Annotated in this window: 19 protein-coding genes; 9 read left to right on the forward strand and 10 right to left on the reverse strand. The window is 63.0% G+C overall.

Annotated elements, in window-relative coordinates; translation table 11 throughout:
* Window positions 1-191: 191 nt before the first annotated feature.
* From EOA85_RS07245 to EOA85_RS39825, 5 genes are all read left to right on the forward strand, one after another.
* Window positions 192-383, forward strand: a complete 192-nt coding sequence (locus EOA85_RS07245) for a hypothetical protein (RefSeq protein WP_127208892.1) — start codon at window positions 192-194, stop codon at window positions 381-383.
* A 3-nt stretch (window positions 384-386) separates the two neighbouring features.
* A complete protein-coding gene (locus EOA85_RS07250) occupies window positions 387-1,673 on the forward strand; it encodes an MFS transporter (protein WP_127208893.1) in 1,287 nt (428 codons plus the stop codon).
* A 188-nt stretch (window positions 1,674-1,861) separates the two neighbouring features.
* Window positions 1,862-2,305 carry an EF-hand domain-containing protein gene (locus tag EOA85_RS07255; RefSeq protein WP_127208894.1) on the forward strand — a complete coding sequence of 148 codons (444 nt, stop codon included), beginning with the start codon at window positions 1,862-1,864 and terminating at the stop codon, window positions 2,303-2,305.
* Between the two features lie 169 nt (window positions 2,306-2,474).
* Complete coding sequence (locus tag EOA85_RS39820; RefSeq protein ID WP_281033713.1) at window positions 2,475-2,753, forward strand: aminotransferase class V-fold PLP-dependent enzyme; 279 nt, start codon at window positions 2,475-2,477, stop codon at window positions 2,751-2,753.
* Complete coding sequence (locus EOA85_RS39825) at window positions 2,708-3,076, forward strand: aminotransferase class V-fold PLP-dependent enzyme (RefSeq protein WP_281033714.1); 369 nt, start codon at window positions 2,708-2,710, stop codon at window positions 3,074-3,076. The genes EOA85_RS39820 and EOA85_RS39825 overlap by 46 nt, the downstream gene beginning before the upstream one ends.
* Window positions 3,077-3,281: 205 nt before the next feature.
* Here the strand turns inward: EOA85_RS39825 and secDF are convergent, their stop codons facing one another.
* Window positions 3,282-5,837 (reverse strand): protein translocase subunit SecDF, encoded by a 2,556-nt coding sequence (secDF, locus tag EOA85_RS07265; RefSeq protein WP_127208895.1) that lies wholly within the window; start codon window positions 5,835-5,837, stop codon window positions 3,282-3,284.
* Between the two features lie 142 nt (window positions 5,838-5,979).
* Window positions 5,980-6,342, reverse strand: coding sequence for a hypothetical protein (locus tag EOA85_RS07270; protein WP_127208896.1), 363 nt, complete (start codon window positions 6,340-6,342; stop codon window positions 5,980-5,982).
* A 198-nt stretch (window positions 6,343-6,540) separates the two neighbouring features.
* On the opposite strand from EOA85_RS07270, the gene EOA85_RS07275 reads away from it, so the two are divergent.
* Window positions 6,541-6,894, forward strand: a complete 354-nt coding sequence (locus EOA85_RS07275) for a helix-turn-helix domain-containing protein (RefSeq protein WP_065011563.1) — start codon at window positions 6,541-6,543, stop codon at window positions 6,892-6,894.
* A gap of 35 nt (window positions 6,895-6,929) precedes the next feature.
* Here the strand turns inward: EOA85_RS07275 and EOA85_RS07280 are convergent, their stop codons facing one another.
* Window positions 6,930-7,862 carry a polysaccharide deacetylase family protein gene (locus tag EOA85_RS07280; RefSeq protein WP_127208897.1) on the reverse strand — a complete coding sequence of 311 codons (933 nt, stop codon included), beginning with the start codon at window positions 7,860-7,862 and terminating at the stop codon, window positions 6,930-6,932.
* 281 nt (window positions 7,863-8,143) lie between these two features.
* Window positions 8,144-9,283 carry a LacI family DNA-binding transcriptional regulator gene (locus EOA85_RS07285; RefSeq protein ID WP_164759531.1) on the reverse strand — a complete coding sequence of 380 codons (1,140 nt, stop codon included), beginning with the start codon at window positions 9,281-9,283 and terminating at the stop codon, window positions 8,144-8,146.
* A gap of 605 nt (window positions 9,284-9,888) precedes the next feature.
* Here EOA85_RS07285 and EOA85_RS07290 point away from each other — a divergent pair.
* From EOA85_RS07290 to EOA85_RS07300, 3 genes are all read left to right on the forward strand, one after another.
* Window positions 9,889-10,851 (forward strand): sugar-binding protein, encoded by a 963-nt coding sequence (locus EOA85_RS07290; protein ID WP_029347363.1) that lies wholly within the window; start codon window positions 9,889-9,891, stop codon window positions 10,849-10,851.
* Window positions 10,852-10,974: 123 nt separating this feature from the next.
* Window positions 10,975-12,519 carry a sugar ABC transporter ATP-binding protein gene (locus EOA85_RS07295; RefSeq protein ID WP_127208904.1) on the forward strand — a complete coding sequence of 515 codons (1,545 nt, stop codon included), beginning with the start codon at window positions 10,975-10,977 and terminating at the stop codon, window positions 12,517-12,519.
* A gap of 84 nt (window positions 12,520-12,603) precedes the next feature.
* Complete coding sequence (locus tag EOA85_RS07300) at window positions 12,604-13,599, forward strand: ABC transporter permease (protein ID WP_127208898.1); 996 nt, start codon at window positions 12,604-12,606, stop codon at window positions 13,597-13,599.
* 176 nt (window positions 13,600-13,775) lie between these two features.
* Here EOA85_RS07300 and phnN read toward each other — a convergent pair whose 3' ends face one another.
* The 6 genes from phnN to iolE form a co-directional block, all read right to left on the reverse strand.
* Window positions 13,776-14,405, reverse strand: a complete 630-nt coding sequence (gene phnN / locus EOA85_RS07305) for a phosphonate metabolism protein/1,5-bisphosphokinase (PRPP-forming) PhnN (RefSeq protein WP_206073322.1) — start codon at window positions 14,403-14,405, stop codon at window positions 13,776-13,778.
* Window positions 14,402-15,541 (reverse strand): alpha-D-ribose 1-methylphosphonate 5-triphosphate diphosphatase, encoded by a 1,140-nt coding sequence (locus EOA85_RS07310; protein ID WP_127208899.1) that lies wholly within the window; start codon window positions 15,539-15,541, stop codon window positions 14,402-14,404. The genes phnN and EOA85_RS07310 overlap by 4 nt, the downstream gene beginning before the upstream one ends.
* An 81-nt stretch (window positions 15,542-15,622) precedes the next feature.
* A complete protein-coding gene (locus EOA85_RS07315) occupies window positions 15,623-16,330 on the reverse strand; it encodes a DUF1045 domain-containing protein (RefSeq protein ID WP_127208900.1) in 708 nt (235 codons plus the stop codon).
* Window positions 16,331-16,480: 150 nt separating this feature from the next.
* Window positions 16,481-17,293 (reverse strand): 5-deoxy-glucuronate isomerase, encoded by an 813-nt coding sequence (iolB, locus tag EOA85_RS07320; RefSeq protein WP_127208901.1) that lies wholly within the window; start codon window positions 17,291-17,293, stop codon window positions 16,481-16,483.
* Between the two features lie 6 nt (window positions 17,294-17,299).
* Complete coding sequence (locus EOA85_RS07325) at window positions 17,300-17,518, reverse strand: DUF3329 domain-containing protein (RefSeq protein WP_029347375.1); 219 nt, start codon at window positions 17,516-17,518, stop codon at window positions 17,300-17,302.
* Between the two features lie 47 nt (window positions 17,519-17,565).
* Entirely contained in the window at window positions 17,566-18,483 is a 918-nt protein-coding gene (gene iolE, locus EOA85_RS07330; protein WP_127208902.1) for a myo-inosose-2 dehydratase, read from the reverse strand.
* Window positions 18,484-18,504: the final 21 nt, after the last annotated feature.

An 18,504-nucleotide genomic window follows, 5' to 3' on the forward strand; every position in this document is an offset into this window, starting at 1 on the left:
ACGCTGCGCACCCCTTGCGCCAGATGCTCCAGCAGCTCGAGCCGATGCGGATGGCCGAGCGCCTGGGCCACTTCGGCAAGGCTTACGTAGATCGCCTGTTTCGGTCCGGTGCTTGACACCGCTTCTCCTCAGTGAAACATTCAGCGGAATGATTGAATGTTCTAGCCCTTCGTAGCGAGGCGCGCAAGACCATGATCCTCCGCCAGTTTCTTCACACCGATCCAGCCGGCGTCTCGTACCTGTTCGGTTGCCACAAAGAGGCCCTCCTGATCGAGTATGAGGGCGCGTTCATCCGCTTCATGCTCGCCGAGATTCCGCCGGTACCGCCCAAGGCCGCGGCACTCCGGGCCGCCAATTCCGGCTTGGCTGCGGCGGCGGCCTGACCCATGGAGGAAGCGGCATCGGTTCCAGGCAAGACGGGTTCATCCGTCAGGCTCGGCCTCAGGGAGAACTGGCCGCAATTCGCGCTGCTCGTCGTGATCAACGCCTTTGTCGGCGGCATGATCGGGATAGAACGGACGGTGGTGCCGCTGATCGGATCGGAGGAGTTCCACGTCACATCGACGACGCTCATCGTCTCCTTCATCGTCAGCTTCGGCGTCGTCAAGGCCTTCGCCAATCTGGTCTCGGGCCAGCTTGCCGACGCGTGGGGCCGCAAGCGCGTACTCGTTTTGGGATGGCTGGTCGGCCTGCCGGTGCCGTTCATGATCATCTGGGCGCCGACCTGGGAATGGGTGATTGCGGCCAACGCATTGCTCGGCATCAACCAGGGCCTCGCCTGGTCGATGACCGTGATCATGAAAGTCGATCTCGTCGGGCCGAAATCGCGCGGCCTTGCCGTCGGCCTCAACGAGTTCGCCGGCTATCTCGCCGTCGGGGTGACGGCGCTGCTGACCGGCTATCTCGCCGCGCAATACGGACTTCGGCCAGTGCCGATCTATCTCGGAATCGGCTATGCGGTCGTCGGTGCCGCACTGTCGATCCTGCTGGTGCGCGACACGCGCGACCATGTTCGGCTGGAGGCTTCATCCCAGGCGCAGCAGGCCGCGCCAATCAGCTTTCGGCAGGTCTTCGCGCTCACTTCCTTCGGGGATCGCAACCTGTTCGCCGCCTCCCAGGCCGGCCTGGTCAACAATCTCAACGACGGCATGAGCTGGGGCATCTTCCCATTGTTCTTCGCTTCCTTCGGCCTCGGCGTCGAGCGCATCGGCATTCTCAAGGCGATCTATCCCGCGACATGGGGTGTCCTGCAGATCGTCACGGGTCCCTTGAGCGATCGCTGGGGGCGCAAAGGCCTGATCGTAGCCGGCATGTGGGTTCAGGCCGCCGGTCTGTTTCTCACCGCGGCGACGCGCCAGTTCGAGTGGTGGATCGTCGGCAGCCTTCTGCTCGGCCTCGGCACAGCGATGGTCTACCCGAGCTTGATCGCAGCCGTCTCCGATGCCTCGCATCCGACCTGGCGCGCCCGCTCGCTCAGCGTCTACCGGTTCTGGCGGGATCTCGGCTACGCGATCGGTGCGCTCTGCGCCGGCCTCATCGCCGACAGCTTCGGGCTGTCATGGGCGATCACATCGATCGCCGCGCTGACGTGTCTCTCAGGGGTAGTCGTGGTTGTCGTGATGAGCGATGTCTCGCGCTTGTCTACAGATCCGTCCTCAAGGAGGGCAACATGACAGCGGCAGATCGCTGACCGAGCAATTGATCCGGCGCAAATTTCGCCATGCCTTTGGCTTACATTGAAGTTTGACCGCGACCGGCGGTTTGCCGGCAGTAGGGAAAGAGCTGAAAGCATCTCCGGCCGCAGAGCCGCCAGCACCTTGGGACGAGCTCTGCCGAGCCCCATGAGAGGAAGGAGGATATTATGACGTTGATTGCACTGATGCGCGCGGCCGCGCTCGCCGCCATTATCGCCGCCGGCGCGACGGCTATAGCCGCCGCGCAAACGACCGCAGCCGATCCGCACCATACGACGGTCGCGCAGGCGCCGTCTCCCGAGCCTGGAGGTATGGCGGGACAAGACCAAGGTGCACAGCCCGCTCAACCCGGCATGATGGGCCAGGGCATGATGGGCCAGGGCATGATGGGCGGCGGGATGATGCAGCCCGGCATGATGGGCGCAATGCCGATGATTCGCATGCGCGGGCACATGATGAAGATCATGTTCGCCATTGCCGATACGAACGGCGACAGCGCGCTTTCCTTCGAAGAGATCACCGCCATCCATAAGAGAATCTTCGATAAGGTCGACGCGAACAAGGACGGCAAAGTGACAACCGAAGAGGTTCAGGCATTCATGCGGGAATAGCCGCGCTCAAGCTGATTGCCGGGCACGACGGCCTCCGCGCGGCCGCGACGTTCGCCGCCGGAAAGGTGCGGGTGTACCGACAAGCCGTGGAACGAGGCTCCTGAGCATGACGTCGATCTATCTCGACTACAACGCCAGCACGCCGATCGATCCTTCGGTCACGGCTGCCATGCGGCCATATCTGGATGAGGCTTTCGGCAATCCGTCGAGCGGCCATTGGGCGAGCATGCCGGCGAAGGCTGCACTGGAGAAGGCCCGCAGCCAGGTTGCGGCGCTGCTCGACTGCGCACCCGACGAGATCGTGTTCACAAGTGGCCAACAACCTGGCGATCAAGGGCAACGTTCTTCGCGCTTAGGCACAAGGGCGAGCACATCGTCACCACCACGGTCGAGCATCCGGCCATTCTCGCCCCTTGCCGGTTCCTCGAGCAGCTCGGCGCGGCAGTGACCTATGTGCCGGTCGACAGCACGGGCCGGGTCGATCCCGAGGACGTGCGTCGTGCCGTGACGCCGCGCACCATCCTGATCAGCGTCATGCACGCCCACAATGAGGTTGGCACGATCCACCGGCGTGCTGGCACTGAGAGCGCTCTGCTCGCGGTCGGCCTCGGCGCTGCCTGTGCGCTCGCCGGCGACCTGGAGCCGATGGCGCGCGTCCGCGTGCTGCGCGATCGGACGCGCTGCAGGAGAGTTTCGGCGACCGTGTCGCACTCAACGGGCACCCTCAGCACCGCCTTCCCAACACGCTCAGCGTTTCGTTCGTCGGCATGATCGGTGCCGAGGTGCTTTCGCGTCTAGAGGGCGTCGCGGCGTCGACCGGTTCGGCTTGTCACGCCGGCCGGGTCGAGCTCTCCCCAGTGCTCACGGCCATGGGCGTGCCCGAGAAGATCGGCATGGGCGCCGTTCGCTTCAGTCTTGGTCGAGCAACGACCGGCGCCGAATCGACCCCATCGTGGATCGGCTTCGAGCCGTCACGTCATAAGGCTTGCTGCGCCGGCGGCTCTTTCGCAGCTGCGGCTTCCTCTGGACTGAGGGCGCCCGGCCGGAGCTTGAACAGAATCAGCAGCGGCCCGGCGACGAAGATGGAGGAATAGGTCCCGGCGAGGATGCCGAAGATCATCGCGACCGTGAAGGACTGGATGACCTCGCCGCCCCAGATCGAAAGCGCCGCCAGCGCGAACAGCGTGGTCACGCCGGTCAGGACCGTTCGCGCCAGCGTCTGGTTCATCGACAGGTCGAGCAGCTCGGCAATCGGCATCCTTTTATAGCGGCGCAGGTTCTCGCGGACTCGGTCATAGACAACAACCGTATCGTTGATGGAGTAGCCGACAATGGTCAGGATCGCGGCTATCGAGGTCAAATTGAACTCTATGCCGGCGACGACATAGAAGCCGATCATCAGGATCACGTCGTGGAACGTCGAAATGATGGCGCCGAGCCCGAACTGCCACTCGAACCTGATCCAGATGTAGACGAGCATCGCCAGCAGTGAGGCGAGCACGCCCATTGTGCCGTTGAACGCGAGTTCGGAGGACACCGTCGGACCGACAACCTCGATGCGGCGGAACTCGTAGTCGGTTTCGAGCGCGCTTCTCACTTTCGCAACCGCGGACTGTTCGGCAATATCACCGCCTCCCTGGGTGCCGATGCGGATCAGCACGTCGCGGGTCGAGCCGAACTCCTGCACCTGCACCTCACCCAGTTCGAGGCCCGTCAGCCGCTGACGGATGTCGCCGATGTCGGCCTGCTGGCCCTTCGCCTGCACCTCGATGCTCGAACCGCCGCGGAAGTCGATGCCGTAGTTCATGCCGACCGTGAAGAACAGCACGGCCGAAGCGATCGACAACAGCAAGGACAGCGTGAAGGCGTATTTTCGGAACGCCATGAACGGCACGCGCGTGTCGTCGGGCACCAGCCGCATGACACCGTTGGGCATCGTTTTCGGCCGCTGCCGGCGCAGCCAGAACGCGACCAGCCAACGCGTCAGCGTGAAGGCCGTGAACACGGTGGTGACGATGCCGATGGCGAGGGTGACGGCGAACCCCTTGATCGGCCCCGAGCCAAGGAAGAACAGGATGACGGCCGCAATTAGTGTCGTCACATTGGCGTCGACGACGGTCGCCAGCGCCTGTCTGAACCCGGAATCCATCGACTGCACGATCGAGCGCCCTTGGCGGTTCTCTTCGCGGACGCGCTCGAAGATGATGACGTTGGAATCGACCGCCATGCCCATGGTCAGCACGATGCCGGCGATGCCAGGCAGCGTCAGCGTTGCCCCGAGCACGGACAGGACGGCGATGATCAGTGCGACGTTGGCCAGGAGCGCGATATTCGCGATCAGTCCCAGTCGCCCATAGGCGAACAGCATGAAGCCGACGACGAGGAACAAGGCGATGATCGACGCGAACTGGCCCGCTTCGATCGAATCGCTGCCAAGGCTCGGACCGACGGTGCGTTCCTCGACGATGGTGAGGTCGGCAGGCAGTGCGCCGGCGCGCAGCAGGACCGCAAGGTCGTTCGCGCTCTCCACCGTGAAACTGCCGGATATCTGCCCAGTGCCGCCCAGGATTGGTTCGCGGATCTGAGGCGCGGAGATCACCTCGTTGTCGAGGATGATGGCGAACAGGCGCCCGACATTGGCCTGAGTAGCCTGACCGAAGCGGGTGGCGCCGCGACTGTCGAAGCGAAACGAGACCACCGGCTCGTTGGTGCGCTGGTCGAAGGTTGCCTGCGCGTCGACGAGGTTTTCGCCGGAGACGATGATCCGGTTCTCGATCAGATGCGGAACCCGCGGCTCGTCCGTCGAATACAACACCGTCGAGCCCGCCGGCGGGCGGGCGGAGATCGCCTCCTCGACCGGAATCGACTGGTCCACCATCTGGAAGGTCAGCTTCGCCGTCTGTCCGAGGATATCCTTCAGCCGCTGCGGATCCTGCAGGCCCGGCACCTGGACCATGATGCGGTCCGATCCCTGGCGCTGGATGATCGGCTCGGTTGTGCCGAGCTCGTTGACGCGCCGACCCACCACCTCGATCGATTGTGTCAGCGCCGCGGCGATCCGGTAGTCGACCCCGGCTTCGGTCAGCGTAAAGCGCAGCAGGCCCGGTTCCGGCTCGGCCATCTCCATCTCGGTCACCGAGCCGCTCATGAAAAGGCCGGTCGAGATCGGCTGCGTCAATCTTTCGAGCGCGGCCTTCGCAGCTTCGATCTGGCCTTGGTCGCGAATACGGACCTGGATGGAATTGGCGGTGCCGGTTAGCCCGGTATAGCCGATCTGGGCATCGCGCAGCGATGTGCGGACCTCGTCGCGTGCCGCTTCGAGGCGTTCGTTGGCGAGGTCCTGCCGATCGATCTGGAGCAGGATGTGCGAGCCGCCCTGCAGGTCGAGGCCCAGCGTCAGCTGCCGCTTTGGCAGCCAATTCGGCAGCGATGCCAGGGTGGAGGCGGGAACCAGGTTTGGAGCTGCGTACAGGATACCGGCCAGGACCGTCAGCCAGATGAGAATGGTCTTCCAGCGCGAAAAATGCAGCATGTTCTTGTCCGTTCAGCCGATATCGGGCGGAAACCGCCTCCGACAAGAGCTTTGGCGTTCCGATCGGCGAGCAACTCGACGAGAGCCCGGGAACGCGATGTGAAAGTTTTGGGAGTCGGCGGCCGCGGTCGCGCGGCCAGGATCATGGCGGGAGAAACGGAGGCGCGCGCGCATCAAAGGCGCGGATCGGCGACAGTTTCGTCCGGTCCTCAGACCCGATACCAATCGGTGCGGCTGACGCGGTTTCGAACGGCAGGCGCAAATCCGGCATAATGCAAAAGGGCTTGCCGTTTCCCGCAATGGCAGGCGTTCCCGTCTTGAAACGGAAAGTCTCAGCTGCAACACGGCGCGCAATGTCGCGGACAAGGATGGTCGCGACCGGTTTGGACGCAGCGAGCCTCATTTGCTCTTTAGCTACATCATGTCCGACCTGGTCGGCTGTTGCCGCAGGAATGGTCCAGACCAAAAAGAGCAACGACGCGAGCAGCCGCAGACCAGCGCTCACGCTGAGCAGAACGCCGGGCCTAGCCCGTCTTCGGCAGCTTCGTCTCATCTCATCGGTATGGCTCTCATACACTGCGATTGATACGCTTTCGCCTTCTTTGCCTCAGTAAGCGGCAGGCCGCACTCTTTGTCTAACTACAGCACTTGCATTGCGAATTGAAGCGCACCTTTCACGAACTCAAAGGTCAAGTGTTGGCCGATGCGCTTCCTTTTCGACGAGGAGCACAAAGGAGCCGGCCGTTCCAGAGCACCACCCTTCTCGACCGCGATCAAGGCGATCGAAGGGAAGTGGAAAGTGGATATTCTTTGTGAGCTTGGAACGGCGTCTCGCAGGTTCGGCCGATTGAGGCAGTCCATTCCGGCGATCAGTGAAAAGATGCTGACGCAGCAATTACGCGAACTGGAGGCTGACGGGCTTGTGAACCGAGAAGTCTATCCGGGATCGCCGACTAAGGTCGTCTATTCGTTGACAGAGAGCGGAGCGGCGCTCAATGCTGGAGCAGAGGCGCTATGCCGTTGGGGTGAGCAATTCCCTTCCCGCACCGATGCTTAAGCATTGCTGTTCGCCACGCGAGTTGGACGTCGGCTTCATGGCGCTTCGCCCTCGGCCGGAAACAACGACAGCCAATAACGGGCGATGTCGTTGCGGCGCATGAAGGCGGCGTCCGGCCTGGACAGAACCGTCTCGATTATGCCTTCCAATGCCGCGGCCCGGTTGGGCTGGCCGGTCCATCGCGCATGGACGGCTATCGTCATCATGCGCCCGCCTTCTTCCCTGGCTTCCCTGATCAGGAAGTCCAGATAGGCTTCGACGTTGTCGACGAAGTCATTGGGCGTCACATAGCCGGGGCTTACCAGATAGCGGCTGTCGTTCAAGGTCTTGGAATAGGGAATGATCAGAAGGCGCCCGTTCTGTGCCGGCACGAAATAGGGCAGGTCGTCGTTGCACGGATCTGAATCATACAGGAAGCCGCCTTCCTCGATCAGGATGTCGCGCGTGTTGACGCTGGGAAAGGAACGGCTGTTCCAGCCGATCGGCCGCTCGCCGAGCAGCTCGATGAACAGCGCGACGGCACGCTGCAGATGGTCGCGCTCCTCGTCACGGCTCAGGGTCCATTGTTCGGTCCAGCGCAGGCCATGGCCGAGCAGATCGTGACCCGATTGGCGCAGCCATGCCGTCACCTCCGGGTTGCGCCGCAGCGCCTCGGCACAGCTCGAGATCGTGGCGTGGACGCCGTGTCGCTCGAGCAGTCTGGCGATGCGCCAGATACCGACGCGGCTGCCATACTCGAAATGCGTTTCGGTGCCGAGATCGCGGATGCCGGCCGGCGCCGACAACGGATATTCGCCCCAGCCATCGGTATGGTCGTCGCCCTCGAACAGCGAATATTCCGACCCTTCCTCGTAGCAGACCACGAGATTGACTGCGACCAGACGTCCGTCCGGCCATATGATCTGCGGCGGCCGCCGGCCGTAACCGACGAAATCGCGCGGCGGGCCATGGCGATGCTGGAGCTTCATGGCAGTATAACTCCTGGCGGGTTGCCGATCCGGGTCAGCGAGGAAATCGGGCTCGAAGGCCGGCGCGGAACGGCGAACCAGATCAGATTTACCCTTGGATCCAGGATTTCGCCACAACCAGACTGCAGCAAACCGTATGTCAATCCGCAGAACTCGGGATACAAGAATCCCGATCCACCATGCCAGGCGACAATGTCGGGGCCATCGCCCTTGCGGGGGCGCCTGTCTGGTTTGGAGCTGCATCAGGTACGGCGTTTGCATTGACGGAAGTCTGGATGTGCTCAGCTGGCTGTCGGTCCGTGTGTGCGCTCAGGCGCCACAGCACTGACCGATTCCCGCTCGACCAGCGGGCATTCAAGCTTGGTAATGGGGTAGCGGCCGCGGCCGGGCGGTGCAGGGACTTCCAATTGCTCGATCGCCCATTGCCCCATCGCCATATGCGGCAGGATCGACGTCGTCAAAGGCGGGAACAGATGCCGGGCGATTTCCTCGTCGTCATAGCCGATCACCGAAATATCCCCGGGGATGTGCAGGCCGGCTTCCTTCAACGCTTCGTAGCAGCCGATCGCGGTGCGGTCGTTCTGGCAGAAGATTGCGGTCGGCCGATCCTTGAGTGCCAGAAGCTTGACTGTCGCGGCGTAGCCGGCGCTCGCCGACCAGTCGCCCTCGACCACCAGCTCCACATCGAACGGGATGTCGGCCGTCGCCAGTGCCCGGCGGTAGCCCTTCAGCCGATCCTGCGCCGCCTGCATCCATGGCTCGCCGGTGATGGTTCCGATGCGGCGGTGGCCATGGCTGATCAAGTGGCGGGTGGAACTCTGCCCGCCGGCGATTTCGCTCGGCACCACAGCGGGAAAGGCGTAGTCGGCGGTATAGCAATTGAGCAGGATGACCGGGATATCGAGGCCGTAGAGATAGTCGGGCGCGGTGATCTCGCGCGTAAAGATGGTCATGTAGATCAGCGCCGAAATACCCCGCGTGGTCAGTGCCGCAATCGCGCGCGGCTCCATGACGGTATCACCCAAAGTCTGCGCGACCAGCACGACATTGCCGGCATTCCACGAGGCCTGGCGCGCTCCTTCGATGGCGACGACCGCTTCGGGACTGGTCGCCAGTTGATCGACCGCGAAGCCGATCACCCCGTCCAGCCCCTCGAACGAGGCGGTAGGGCTGCGAAGAGCAGAGAAGGCTGGTGGCGCATAGCCGAGGCCCCGCGCGGCCCCGATCACCCGTTCGCGGGTCTGTTGCGAGAGCCTTATGCCCGGCGTGTTGTTGAGGACGAACGAAACCGTTGCCTGCGAGCAGCCGGCGGCCCTGGCGATATCGGTCATGGTAACGCGACCCTTGGGGTTCTTGGCCGATGGCTTTCGGCGCCGGGCGGCTTCAAGGGGAGGATCGCGCAGATCCGTCGGTTCGCTCATGGCATTGTGTTCCAAATTCCCGGCTTGTCTAACCAGAGGTCGTCCTGGACGTCATAAAGACGGCAGGACGTCCGACGACGTTTCGCGTTTATAAACGAGCACCCGATTAATAATTATTATCATTCTGGTAGCCGAATGGCTAGCAGTGCGGGAGAGCAATACGCGGTCCTGAAAGATCGATTTCTCGGAATTGGGCCCACCCCAAGGCCTTTGGACGGGTTAACGGAGCCTCCCTTCTCACACGGCAGGCAGCCATTCGCCGGCGGCACCAGAGGTTTCCAACCAGAAACTAATACTATTTACTAATAGGCGTGAGCATTCTAATGTCAATTTGTCATGCCCGGCTGGGGACCGAACGGGCCATGGCGGCAAGCAAGTGTGTGCTGCGCGGTATCGGTGGCACTCAGGCGCAGAGCAACGCCGCGCAATTACTGAAATGTCAGACAAATCCGACTATTTACGAACTGCCAATGAGTCTCTAGAGTTCAAATCGCGGCTGGAATGGTGCCGTTCTTTCGCTGCCATCACCCCTTGAGGAGGGGCGTCCAAGCCGCATTCGACAAGTTCAGATCAGCGAAAATGACTGAATCAATGGGAGGTTGAACATGAAATCTGCGATACGAAATGCGTCCATCGCCGCCGCGGCCTTGGCGCTCGGTCTGTCCATCACTGCAATTGCCCGTGCCCAGGATAAACCGACGCTGGCCTTCGTCGTCAACGGCGCCTCCGATTTCTGGAAGGCGGCCGAAGCCGGTGTCAAGAAGGCGCAGGCCGAACTGCCCGGCTACAATCTGGAGCTCAAATATCCGGAGCAGTCGTCGGTTGCCATTCAGCAGCGGCTGATGGACGATCTGGTGACGGCCGGCGTCAAGGCCATCATGGTATCGGCCGTCGATCCCAAGACCTCGACCGACGGGCTCAACAAGATCGCCTCGGAGACGGCGCTGTTCACCACCGACAGCGACGCGCCGCAGACCAAGCGTATCGCCTATATCGGCTCATCCAACATCGATGCCGGCAAACAGGCGGCCGAGATCGCCAAGAAGGCGATGCCCGACGGCGGCAAATGCCTCGGCTTCGTCGGCTTGCTCGGCGCCGATAATGCCAAGGAGCGCATCGAGGGCATGAAGGAAGGGCTCGCCGGCACCAAGATCGAGCTGATCGACGTGCGTGGCGACGACATCGACCAGGCCCGCGCCAAGAAGAACGTCGAGGACGCGCTGGTCGCCAGCCCCGACGTCACCTGCATGGTCGGCTTCTATTCCTACAACACGCCGCGCATCTACGAAGCGCTGCGCGACGCCGGCAAGCTCGGCCAGATCACGGTCGTCGGCTTCGACGACGATCCGATCACGCTGGGCGGCGTCAAGGAAGGCACCGTTGCCGCCACCGTGGTGCAGCAGCCCTTCGAATGGGCCTACCAGGGCATGAAGCTGATGGCCGCCTATCTCGAGGGCGACAAGTCGGGCATTCCGGAGAACGGCCTGATCATCATCCCGACCAAGATCATCGGCAAGGACGATGTCGACGCCTATGCCGCCAATCTGAAGGCGATGTCCGGCAATTAAGGCGAAGGCAGTTGCGCCGGCTCGAGGTTCGCTTCGGGTCGGCGGCTCGCATTGACGAACCTTGCGAGGGTCGTCAGTCTTGCAGATGTGGCTAGAACGGCCCACCAGCTGCTGTCAGGCGTGATGAATTATTCCGACGCATCCATCGGCGTATCCACGACTGCCCCGTTCCTCAGTCTCGAGGGCGTGCGCAAGACCTATCCCGGCGTGGTCGCGCTGGATGGATTTTCGATGGAGGTCAGGCCTGGCGAGGTCATCGGCCTCGTCGGCGAAAACGGCGCCGGCAAGTCGACGCTGATGAAGATCCTCGGCGGCGTGACCACCCCCGACACCGGCACGATCACCGTCGACGGCGTCGCCCATGATAGGCTGACCGTCGAAGCCAGCATCGGTTCCGGCATTGCCTTCGTTCATCAGGAACTCAACCTGTTCGAAAACCTGGACGTTGCCGCCAACATCTTTTTCGGCCGCGAGCCGTTGCGCGCCGGTCCGCTCAGGCTGGTCGACCGCGCCAGGCTGCGCACGCTGGCGGCGCCACTGCTCAAACGCGTGGGCGCCAATTTCTCGGCCGATACGCCGGTATCGACGCTGTCGCTTGCCCAGCAGCAGATGGTCGAAATCGCCAAGGCGCTGTCGATCGAGGCAAGGCTGGTGATCCTCGACGAACCGACATCGAGCCTGCCCCTTGCCGAAACCGACAAACTGCTCGATGTCATCAGAGCGCTGAAGGCTGAGGGGATCAGCGTCATCTTCATCTCGCACCGTCTTCACGAGGTCGAGCGGGTCGCCGATCGCGTCGTCGTGCTGAGGGACGGCAAGCTTGCCGGCACGCTGCCGAAGAGCGCCGTCAACCACGACCAGATGGTGAAGCTGATGATCGGCCGCATGCTGAAGCAGCGGGAGAAGGCCGCAGAATCGGCGCGCCCGCCCGGCACTGTCGCCCTGTCGGCCAAGGCCATTCGCACCAGCGCCTATCCAGACCGGCCGGTCGATCTCGGCGTCAGGCAAGGCGAAATCCTAGGGCTGGCGGGCTTAGTCGGCTCTGGCCGCACCGAGCTGGCGCGCGTGTTTTTCGGCATTGAGACGAGCCTTGGCGGCGCGCTCCAGCTTGATGGAAAAGACCTGGTTCTCGGTTCGGCCGCCGACGCTGTGGCCAACGGGATCTTCCTCGTCCCGGAAGACCGCAAGTTGACCGGCATCCTGCTCGATCTGTCGATTGCCCAGAATATTTCGCTTCCCAATCTGCCGGCGCATGCCCAGCGGTTCCTGGTTTCTGCCGGCGCCGAAGCCGTCACCGCCGAGAAGCAGAAACGCAATCTCGGCATCAAGGCACCGTCGGTGGCGACGCGCACCGGCACGCTGTCAGGCGGCAACCAGCAAAAGGTCGTGCTGGCCAAGTGGCTTGCGATGAACCCCAAGGTGATGATCCTCGACGAGCCGACCCGCGGCATCGACATCGGCGCCAAGGCCGAGATCTACGGGCTGATGCGCGCACTAGCCGATGCCGGTGTCGCCGTGCTGATGATCTCCAGCGACATGGAGGAGGTGATTGGCGTCTCTGACCGCATCGCTGTCATGCATGAGGGCCAGATCTCAGGCATTCTCGACAAGGAACAGTTCAGCCAGGAAAACGTGCTGCTGCTGGCCGTGGGCAAGCAGCCGAGATAGATTTTTGTTTTGGTGCAGGTTCTGGTCGCAAAACCGTAGAACACTTTTGCGGAGCCTGCCTAGGCAGGGATTGGGGAGAAGACGATGAGCAAGAAAGATCTCGGCCTGCTGATCCTGATCCTTGTGGTGGGAGCGGTGGTGGCGATGATCAATCCGCGCTTTCTGCTGCCGATCAACCTCGCCAACACGTCGAACCTGATCGGCCTGTTCGGCATCCTGGCTATCGGCCAGGCCTTCGTCATCATCACCGGCGGCATCGAATTGTCGGTCGGCTCCGTGGTTGCGCTGCTCGGCGTCCTGTTCGTCGATTTCATCGCCACGCGCGGCATGGCATGGCCGGTCGCGCTGCCGCTGATCCTCGTGCTTGGCGGCATGATCGGGCTGGCACATGGCTGGCTGATCACGCGGCTCAAATTGCAGCCTTTCGTGGTGACGCTGTGCGGCCTCTTGATCTATCGCGGCGTCGCGCGGTTCTACACTGCCGACGGCACCGCGGGTTTTGCTTTCGGACAGAACTTTCCGGAGCTCGAATTCCTGACCGCGGGGCGATCCTATGGCGTGCCGAACAGTTTCATAGCGCTGATCGTCATCGCCATCGTAATGTGGGTGGTGCTGCATCGTTCGGTGTTCGGCCGCTATCTCTACGCCATCGGCAAGAATGAGGAGGCGGCGAAATATTCCGGGATACGCACCGGCCGCGTTGTCACGGCGGCCTATGTCATCTGCGGTGTGCTGACGGCGCTGTCGGCGATCTACTTCGCCATGTACACGCGCTCGATCTCGCCGGCGAGCCATGGCCAGTTCTACGAACTCTATGCCATTGCCGCGGCAGTGCTCGGCGGCTTCTCGCTGCGCGGCGGCGAGGGCTCGCTGATCGGCGTCATTCTCGGCACGGTTCTGCTGCAGGAGCTCCAAAACCTCGTCAACCTGCTCGGCATCCCTTCCTCGCTCAATTTCGCGGTGATGGGCGGGGTGATCCTCATCGGAGTGCTGGTCGATCAGCAATGGGCCGTGTACCGGGAGCGGCGGCTGATGCTCGAGGCGACCCGCAAGGGCATGGCTGGTGCGTCCGCGGAATAGCGGCTCCGCCTCTCCCTTCTCCCCCCAGCGGGAGAAGGTGGCCGAGTCAAGCTCGGCCGGATGAGGGGTGTTCCAGCTTGACGCCGACCGAGCTCCGGCCAGCACCCCTCAACCGTCTTGGCGCTATGCGCCAATCCACCTTCTCCCACAAGAAGGGAAGAGGGGAAGACGCAGCCTTAAATTAAGCCCGACATGTCGGAGAATGCCATGGCCTTGCGCAGCACATCGGCAAAGCGCTCGCCGGCCGCCTCACGCGGGCCGCTATTGTCGATCGAGGTGACGCCTGGCCCGGACAACGCCACATTGGCGCTGCGCGCCAGGCGCGCCAGCACTTCGCCGCGCGACTCGCGGCCGCGCATCGCCAGTCGCTCGGCTAGGATTTCCGGCGATGCGGTGATCTCGACGACAGCCAGATTGGCATAGCGATCGCGCAGCGCCGGGATGATGGCGCGGGAGACATTGGCAATTGCGACGCGGCCATTGGCCACCGACCAGTCGACTTCGGCCGGGATGCCGTAACGCAGGCCATGCGCCTCCCAGGAGATGGCGAAGGCGCCGTCCGCTTCCGCCTCGACAAAGGCCGCGTCGGCGAGCGTGTCGTGATCCTCGCTCGTCGTGTCGCTCGGCCGGGTGATGACCCGGCGCACGAACTCCAGCCGGTTCTCGTCGGCAAACAGTGCCCGGGCATAGCCGATCACCGTATCCTTGCCGGCGCCGCTCGGCCCGACGACGGCGACGAAGACGCCGTCGCGGATCGGAAACGCAGCGGCGGACAATTCACGCTCGATCGACGCCGACACCATCACGCGACCCGCCGTCCCTGCCGCCAGACCGTGCGGACCACCGGGACGTGATCGTCGAGACGGACGCGAACCAGGTCGGCGCGCCGGCCCTGCTCGATGACGCCACGGTCGGCGAGGCCGACCGCCTCGGCCGGGTTCTTCGAAACCATGGCCACCGCCTGAGGCAGGGAAATGCCGCCGACTACGTCGCCGAGAAAAAAGGCCGACTGGATCAGGCTGAAGGGAATGTAGTCGGACGACAATATGTCGAGCAAGCCTTCGCCGGCGAGCGTGCGGGCCGAAACATTACCCGAATGCGAAGCACCGCGCATGACGTTCGGCGCGCCCATCAGCACCCCGAGCCCTGCCCCCTTCGAAGCTTTTGCGGCCTCCTTGGTGGTCGGGAACTCGGCGACGCGGACACCCTGTTCGATCGCCTCGTCGACATGGCCTGTCGTGGCGTCGTCATGGCTGGCCAGCACGATGCCGCGCTGATGGCAGGCTGCAGCGATGAAGGCGCGGTTCGGCCCCGAATTCGTCGCCGACTCCGCCATCCGCTTCTCGCAAAATTGCTGGAATTCGCGATCCGTCAGCTTCAGCTTGCGCTGGTAGTAGTAGGCATAGGTCTCCAAGTCGACGAACTGGCGCTGTCCCGGCGCATGGTCCATCAGCGACGCCAGCTTGATCCTGTCATCGCCATCGAAGTGGGCGAAGGCGGCGAGGCAATCTGGCGCCGAAACCTCGCAGCGCAGATGGATGAAATGGTCGGCCCGCAGCCGGTCCTGCTGGACGCTGTCCTCGATCGCATCGGCCAGCTTGCGCATGTCGGCCGAATTCATGTCGGCGTCGTCGTCCATGCCGACGCGCAAGGCGTCGAGCACGGTGGTGATGCCGGCGGTCGCCACCTGCGCGTCATGGGCGAGAACGGCGGCGATCGGGTTCCAGCGCACCTTCGGCCGCGGCGCGTAATGGCCTTCGAGGTGGTCGGTATGAAGCTCGACCAGCCCGGGAATGATGAAATCGCCGCCCATGTCTTCGCCGGTCCGGCCGGCGCCGGCATCGATCCCGCTGATCAAGCCGTCGCGCAGCACGATAGAGCCTCCGACGATCTCGTCGGCAAGCACGATGCGGGCATTGCTGAGAACGGTCTGGGCGGTCATTTCAGGCAATCCCTGGAGGATTTTTGCAGCCAATTGAAACCGATTGGCGTCGCAAAAAGGCGGTTAAAACAAATAGTCATCTTAGGCAGTTCTTCTGGCCGGGCGGCGCCCGAGCGCGTGATGGGAAAGCACCATGAACGGGGCGCCAGGTTCAGTTTCGACAAACAGGGTCAGTGCGTCCACCGGCACCGGCCGTTGCAGGACCTGCGCAAACAGGCTGTCGATTGCTGCGCGAAGACGAGGGCTTTCCTGTGACGAGGCACGGCCGGATAGCGTCATATGGAACCGGAAGGTCTCGAAGACATAGGGGTAGCCCCACTGGCAGAGATTGCGGAATTCATCCGGCTTCAGCGAATCAGGGCTGCGCCGTTCGATCTCAGCCTCGGTCAGCGGCGCGCGAAAACGGTCGAAGTCGCGCACAACGTCGTCGGCGAAGCGGTTGAGCGCCGGCAGCGGTCCTTCCGGCACGAGCGCGAAGAAGCCGTCGATCTGGCTGACGACCAGCCGTGGGATGGTCACCACTGGCGTCGCCAAGGCAAAATCGTCGAGCGCCGCGCGAAGCGCGGCTTCCGTTTCGTTCGAAGCCAGCCGGAAGGGCGCCTTCAGCGTCGCATGAAAACCGTAGCGGCGCGCCGAAGCGGTGTGGAAGGCGACTTCCGCCGCCGACAGCTCGCCCACCGCCTCGACCGGCCTCGTGGCGGCGCCGAACGGGTCGCGGCCGAGCCAATTGGCGGCGATCCGCGCCAGCGGTTCGTCCTGCCGGGGGGTGAAATAGATGGCGTAGCGCATCGAAAGTCCTCGTCAACTCCCGCTGCCATAGGCGATTTGCATGACGAAATGACGAAGCTGATGATCGCCCTGATAACAAAGTTGTTCAGGCGGGTCATTAGCCGACGATTTTTTCGCCTTGGGCCAGTTGCCGACCGGAAGGAAGCGCGATCAGGCCTTCATCAGCCATTCGTGCTCGGGCGCGTTGTGAAATTTCCACGTCCGCTTCGGCCCCGCCATGACGTTGAGGTAGTAGAGGTCATAGCCATGGCAGGCGGCGCAAGGATGATAGCCCTTGGGCACCAGCACGACATCGCCGTCCTCGATCGCCATCGTCTCATCGAGCGATCGAGCGCCAGTCCAGTCGGCGTCGGTGTAGACGCGCTGAAAGGCAAAGCCCTGCGGCGGGTTGAGGCGGTGGTAGTAGGTCTCCTCGAGATAGGACTCGGCCGGCAGATTGTCCTGGTCATGCTTGTGCGGCGGATAGCTCGATGTGTGGCCGCCCGGCGTGATGACCTCGACCACCAGCAATGAGTCGGCCGGCTTGCCCTCCGGCAGGATGTTGGTGACATAGCGCGTGTTGGTGCCCTTGCCGCGAACCTCCTGGCCGAGATCCTTCGGCGCAATGACGCGGACCGGCAGGCCGCCGCCAAGCCCCGGCGCCGAGCAGACCGCGAGTTCGAGATCGGTGTCTGATGTCACCGACCAGTCAGAGCCCTGCGGCACATAGACCGACCACGGCTTGCCTTCGAAGGGCGACATGCGTTCGCCGAGCAGGCCGAGATCCTTGCCGCCGGCCGTCGCCTTGCCCTTGCCGGTGACGAACACCAGGCAGACTTCACGGTTCGCGGTTTGCCCGGAGGCTGTTCCGCCTGGCCGCAATCGATGCAGATCGAAACCGACATAAGTCCAGCCGGCGTTTTGCGGCGTCACATGGGCGACGCGGCCCTGGCCCTTATCGGCCTTAACCAGCAGTTTCGACATCGCGCTTCATTCCTTTGGTTCGGTATCGGCCGAAGCCTTGCCGCCGTCGGCCGGCTTATAGAGATAGAAGAACTGCCAGACGGCATAGCCGGCGAAGCCGAGCGCAATCATGCCCCAGAACGGCGCGCCGGTGGCAAACTCGACCACGGCCCAGCCCAGGCAGACCGCGACGATGGCAACGCGCCGCCACAAGGGCCGGAAGAACGGATGCTCGGAGTCCTTCATCGGATCAGCCCCCGCATCGGATCAGCCCTTCGCCGGGAATACTGCATTCAAGCATTGGGAAAGCCCTGTGTTTCAACGGTGTAACCGGCAGCCGTCATCACCCGCATCAATTCCTTGTAGCCGAGTTGCGCCATCTTGAACGGCGGATTCGTCTTCGGGTCCTGCTCGGCCTCGACGACGAACCAGCCTTCATAGCCGTAGTTCGCCAGCCTTTCCACGATGACGCCAAAATCCAGCGAACCGTCTCCCGGCACCGTGAAGGCGCCGAGCGCCACGGCGTCTAGGAAGGATTGCTTCTGGCGGTCGAGTTTCTCGATCACCTCCATGCGTATGTCTTTCACATGCACATGGTTGATGCGCTGGTGATGCTTGTCGATGGCGCGCAGCACGTCACCGCCGGCAAAGGCCAGGTGACCGGCATCGAGCAGCAAGGGGATGCCTTCTCCCGAAAAGCGCATGAAGGCATCAAGCTCCGGCTCCGTCTCGACCACCGCTGCCATATGATGGTGGTAGGAGAGCGGCATGCCCTGCTCGGCGCACCATTCCCCGAACTGCGTGAGGCGCTTCGCATAGGCTTTCATCTCGTCGTCCGAAAGCCTGGGCTTGGTGGCGAGCGGCTTCGAGCGGTCGCCCTGGATGGAGCGGCCGACCTCGCCGTAGACGATGCAAGGCGCGTTCACCGCCTTGAAGAGATCGATCATCGGCTGGATGCGATCCTTATTCCCCGCCATGTCTTCGTCGACCAGCGTACCGGAGAACCAGCCACCGCAAAGCGTGACGTCGGCCTCTTTCAGGATCGGCAGCATGATCTCCGGGTCACTGGGAAAACGGCGGCCCATTTCCATGCCGGTGAAACCTGCCGAACGCGACTGGCGCAAGCACTCCTCCAGCGAGACGTCATCGCTGAGTTCCGCAAGATCGTCGTTCCACCATGCAATGGGGGACATGCCCAGTTTGGCTTTCAAGTCGTCACTCCAATGTCAGTT

This window comes from Mesorhizobium sp. M5C.F.Ca.IN.020.29.1.1, from assembly GCF_003997375.1.
Taxonomy (GTDB): domain Bacteria; phylum Pseudomonadota; class Alphaproteobacteria; order Rhizobiales; family Rhizobiaceae; genus Mesorhizobium; species Mesorhizobium wenxiniae.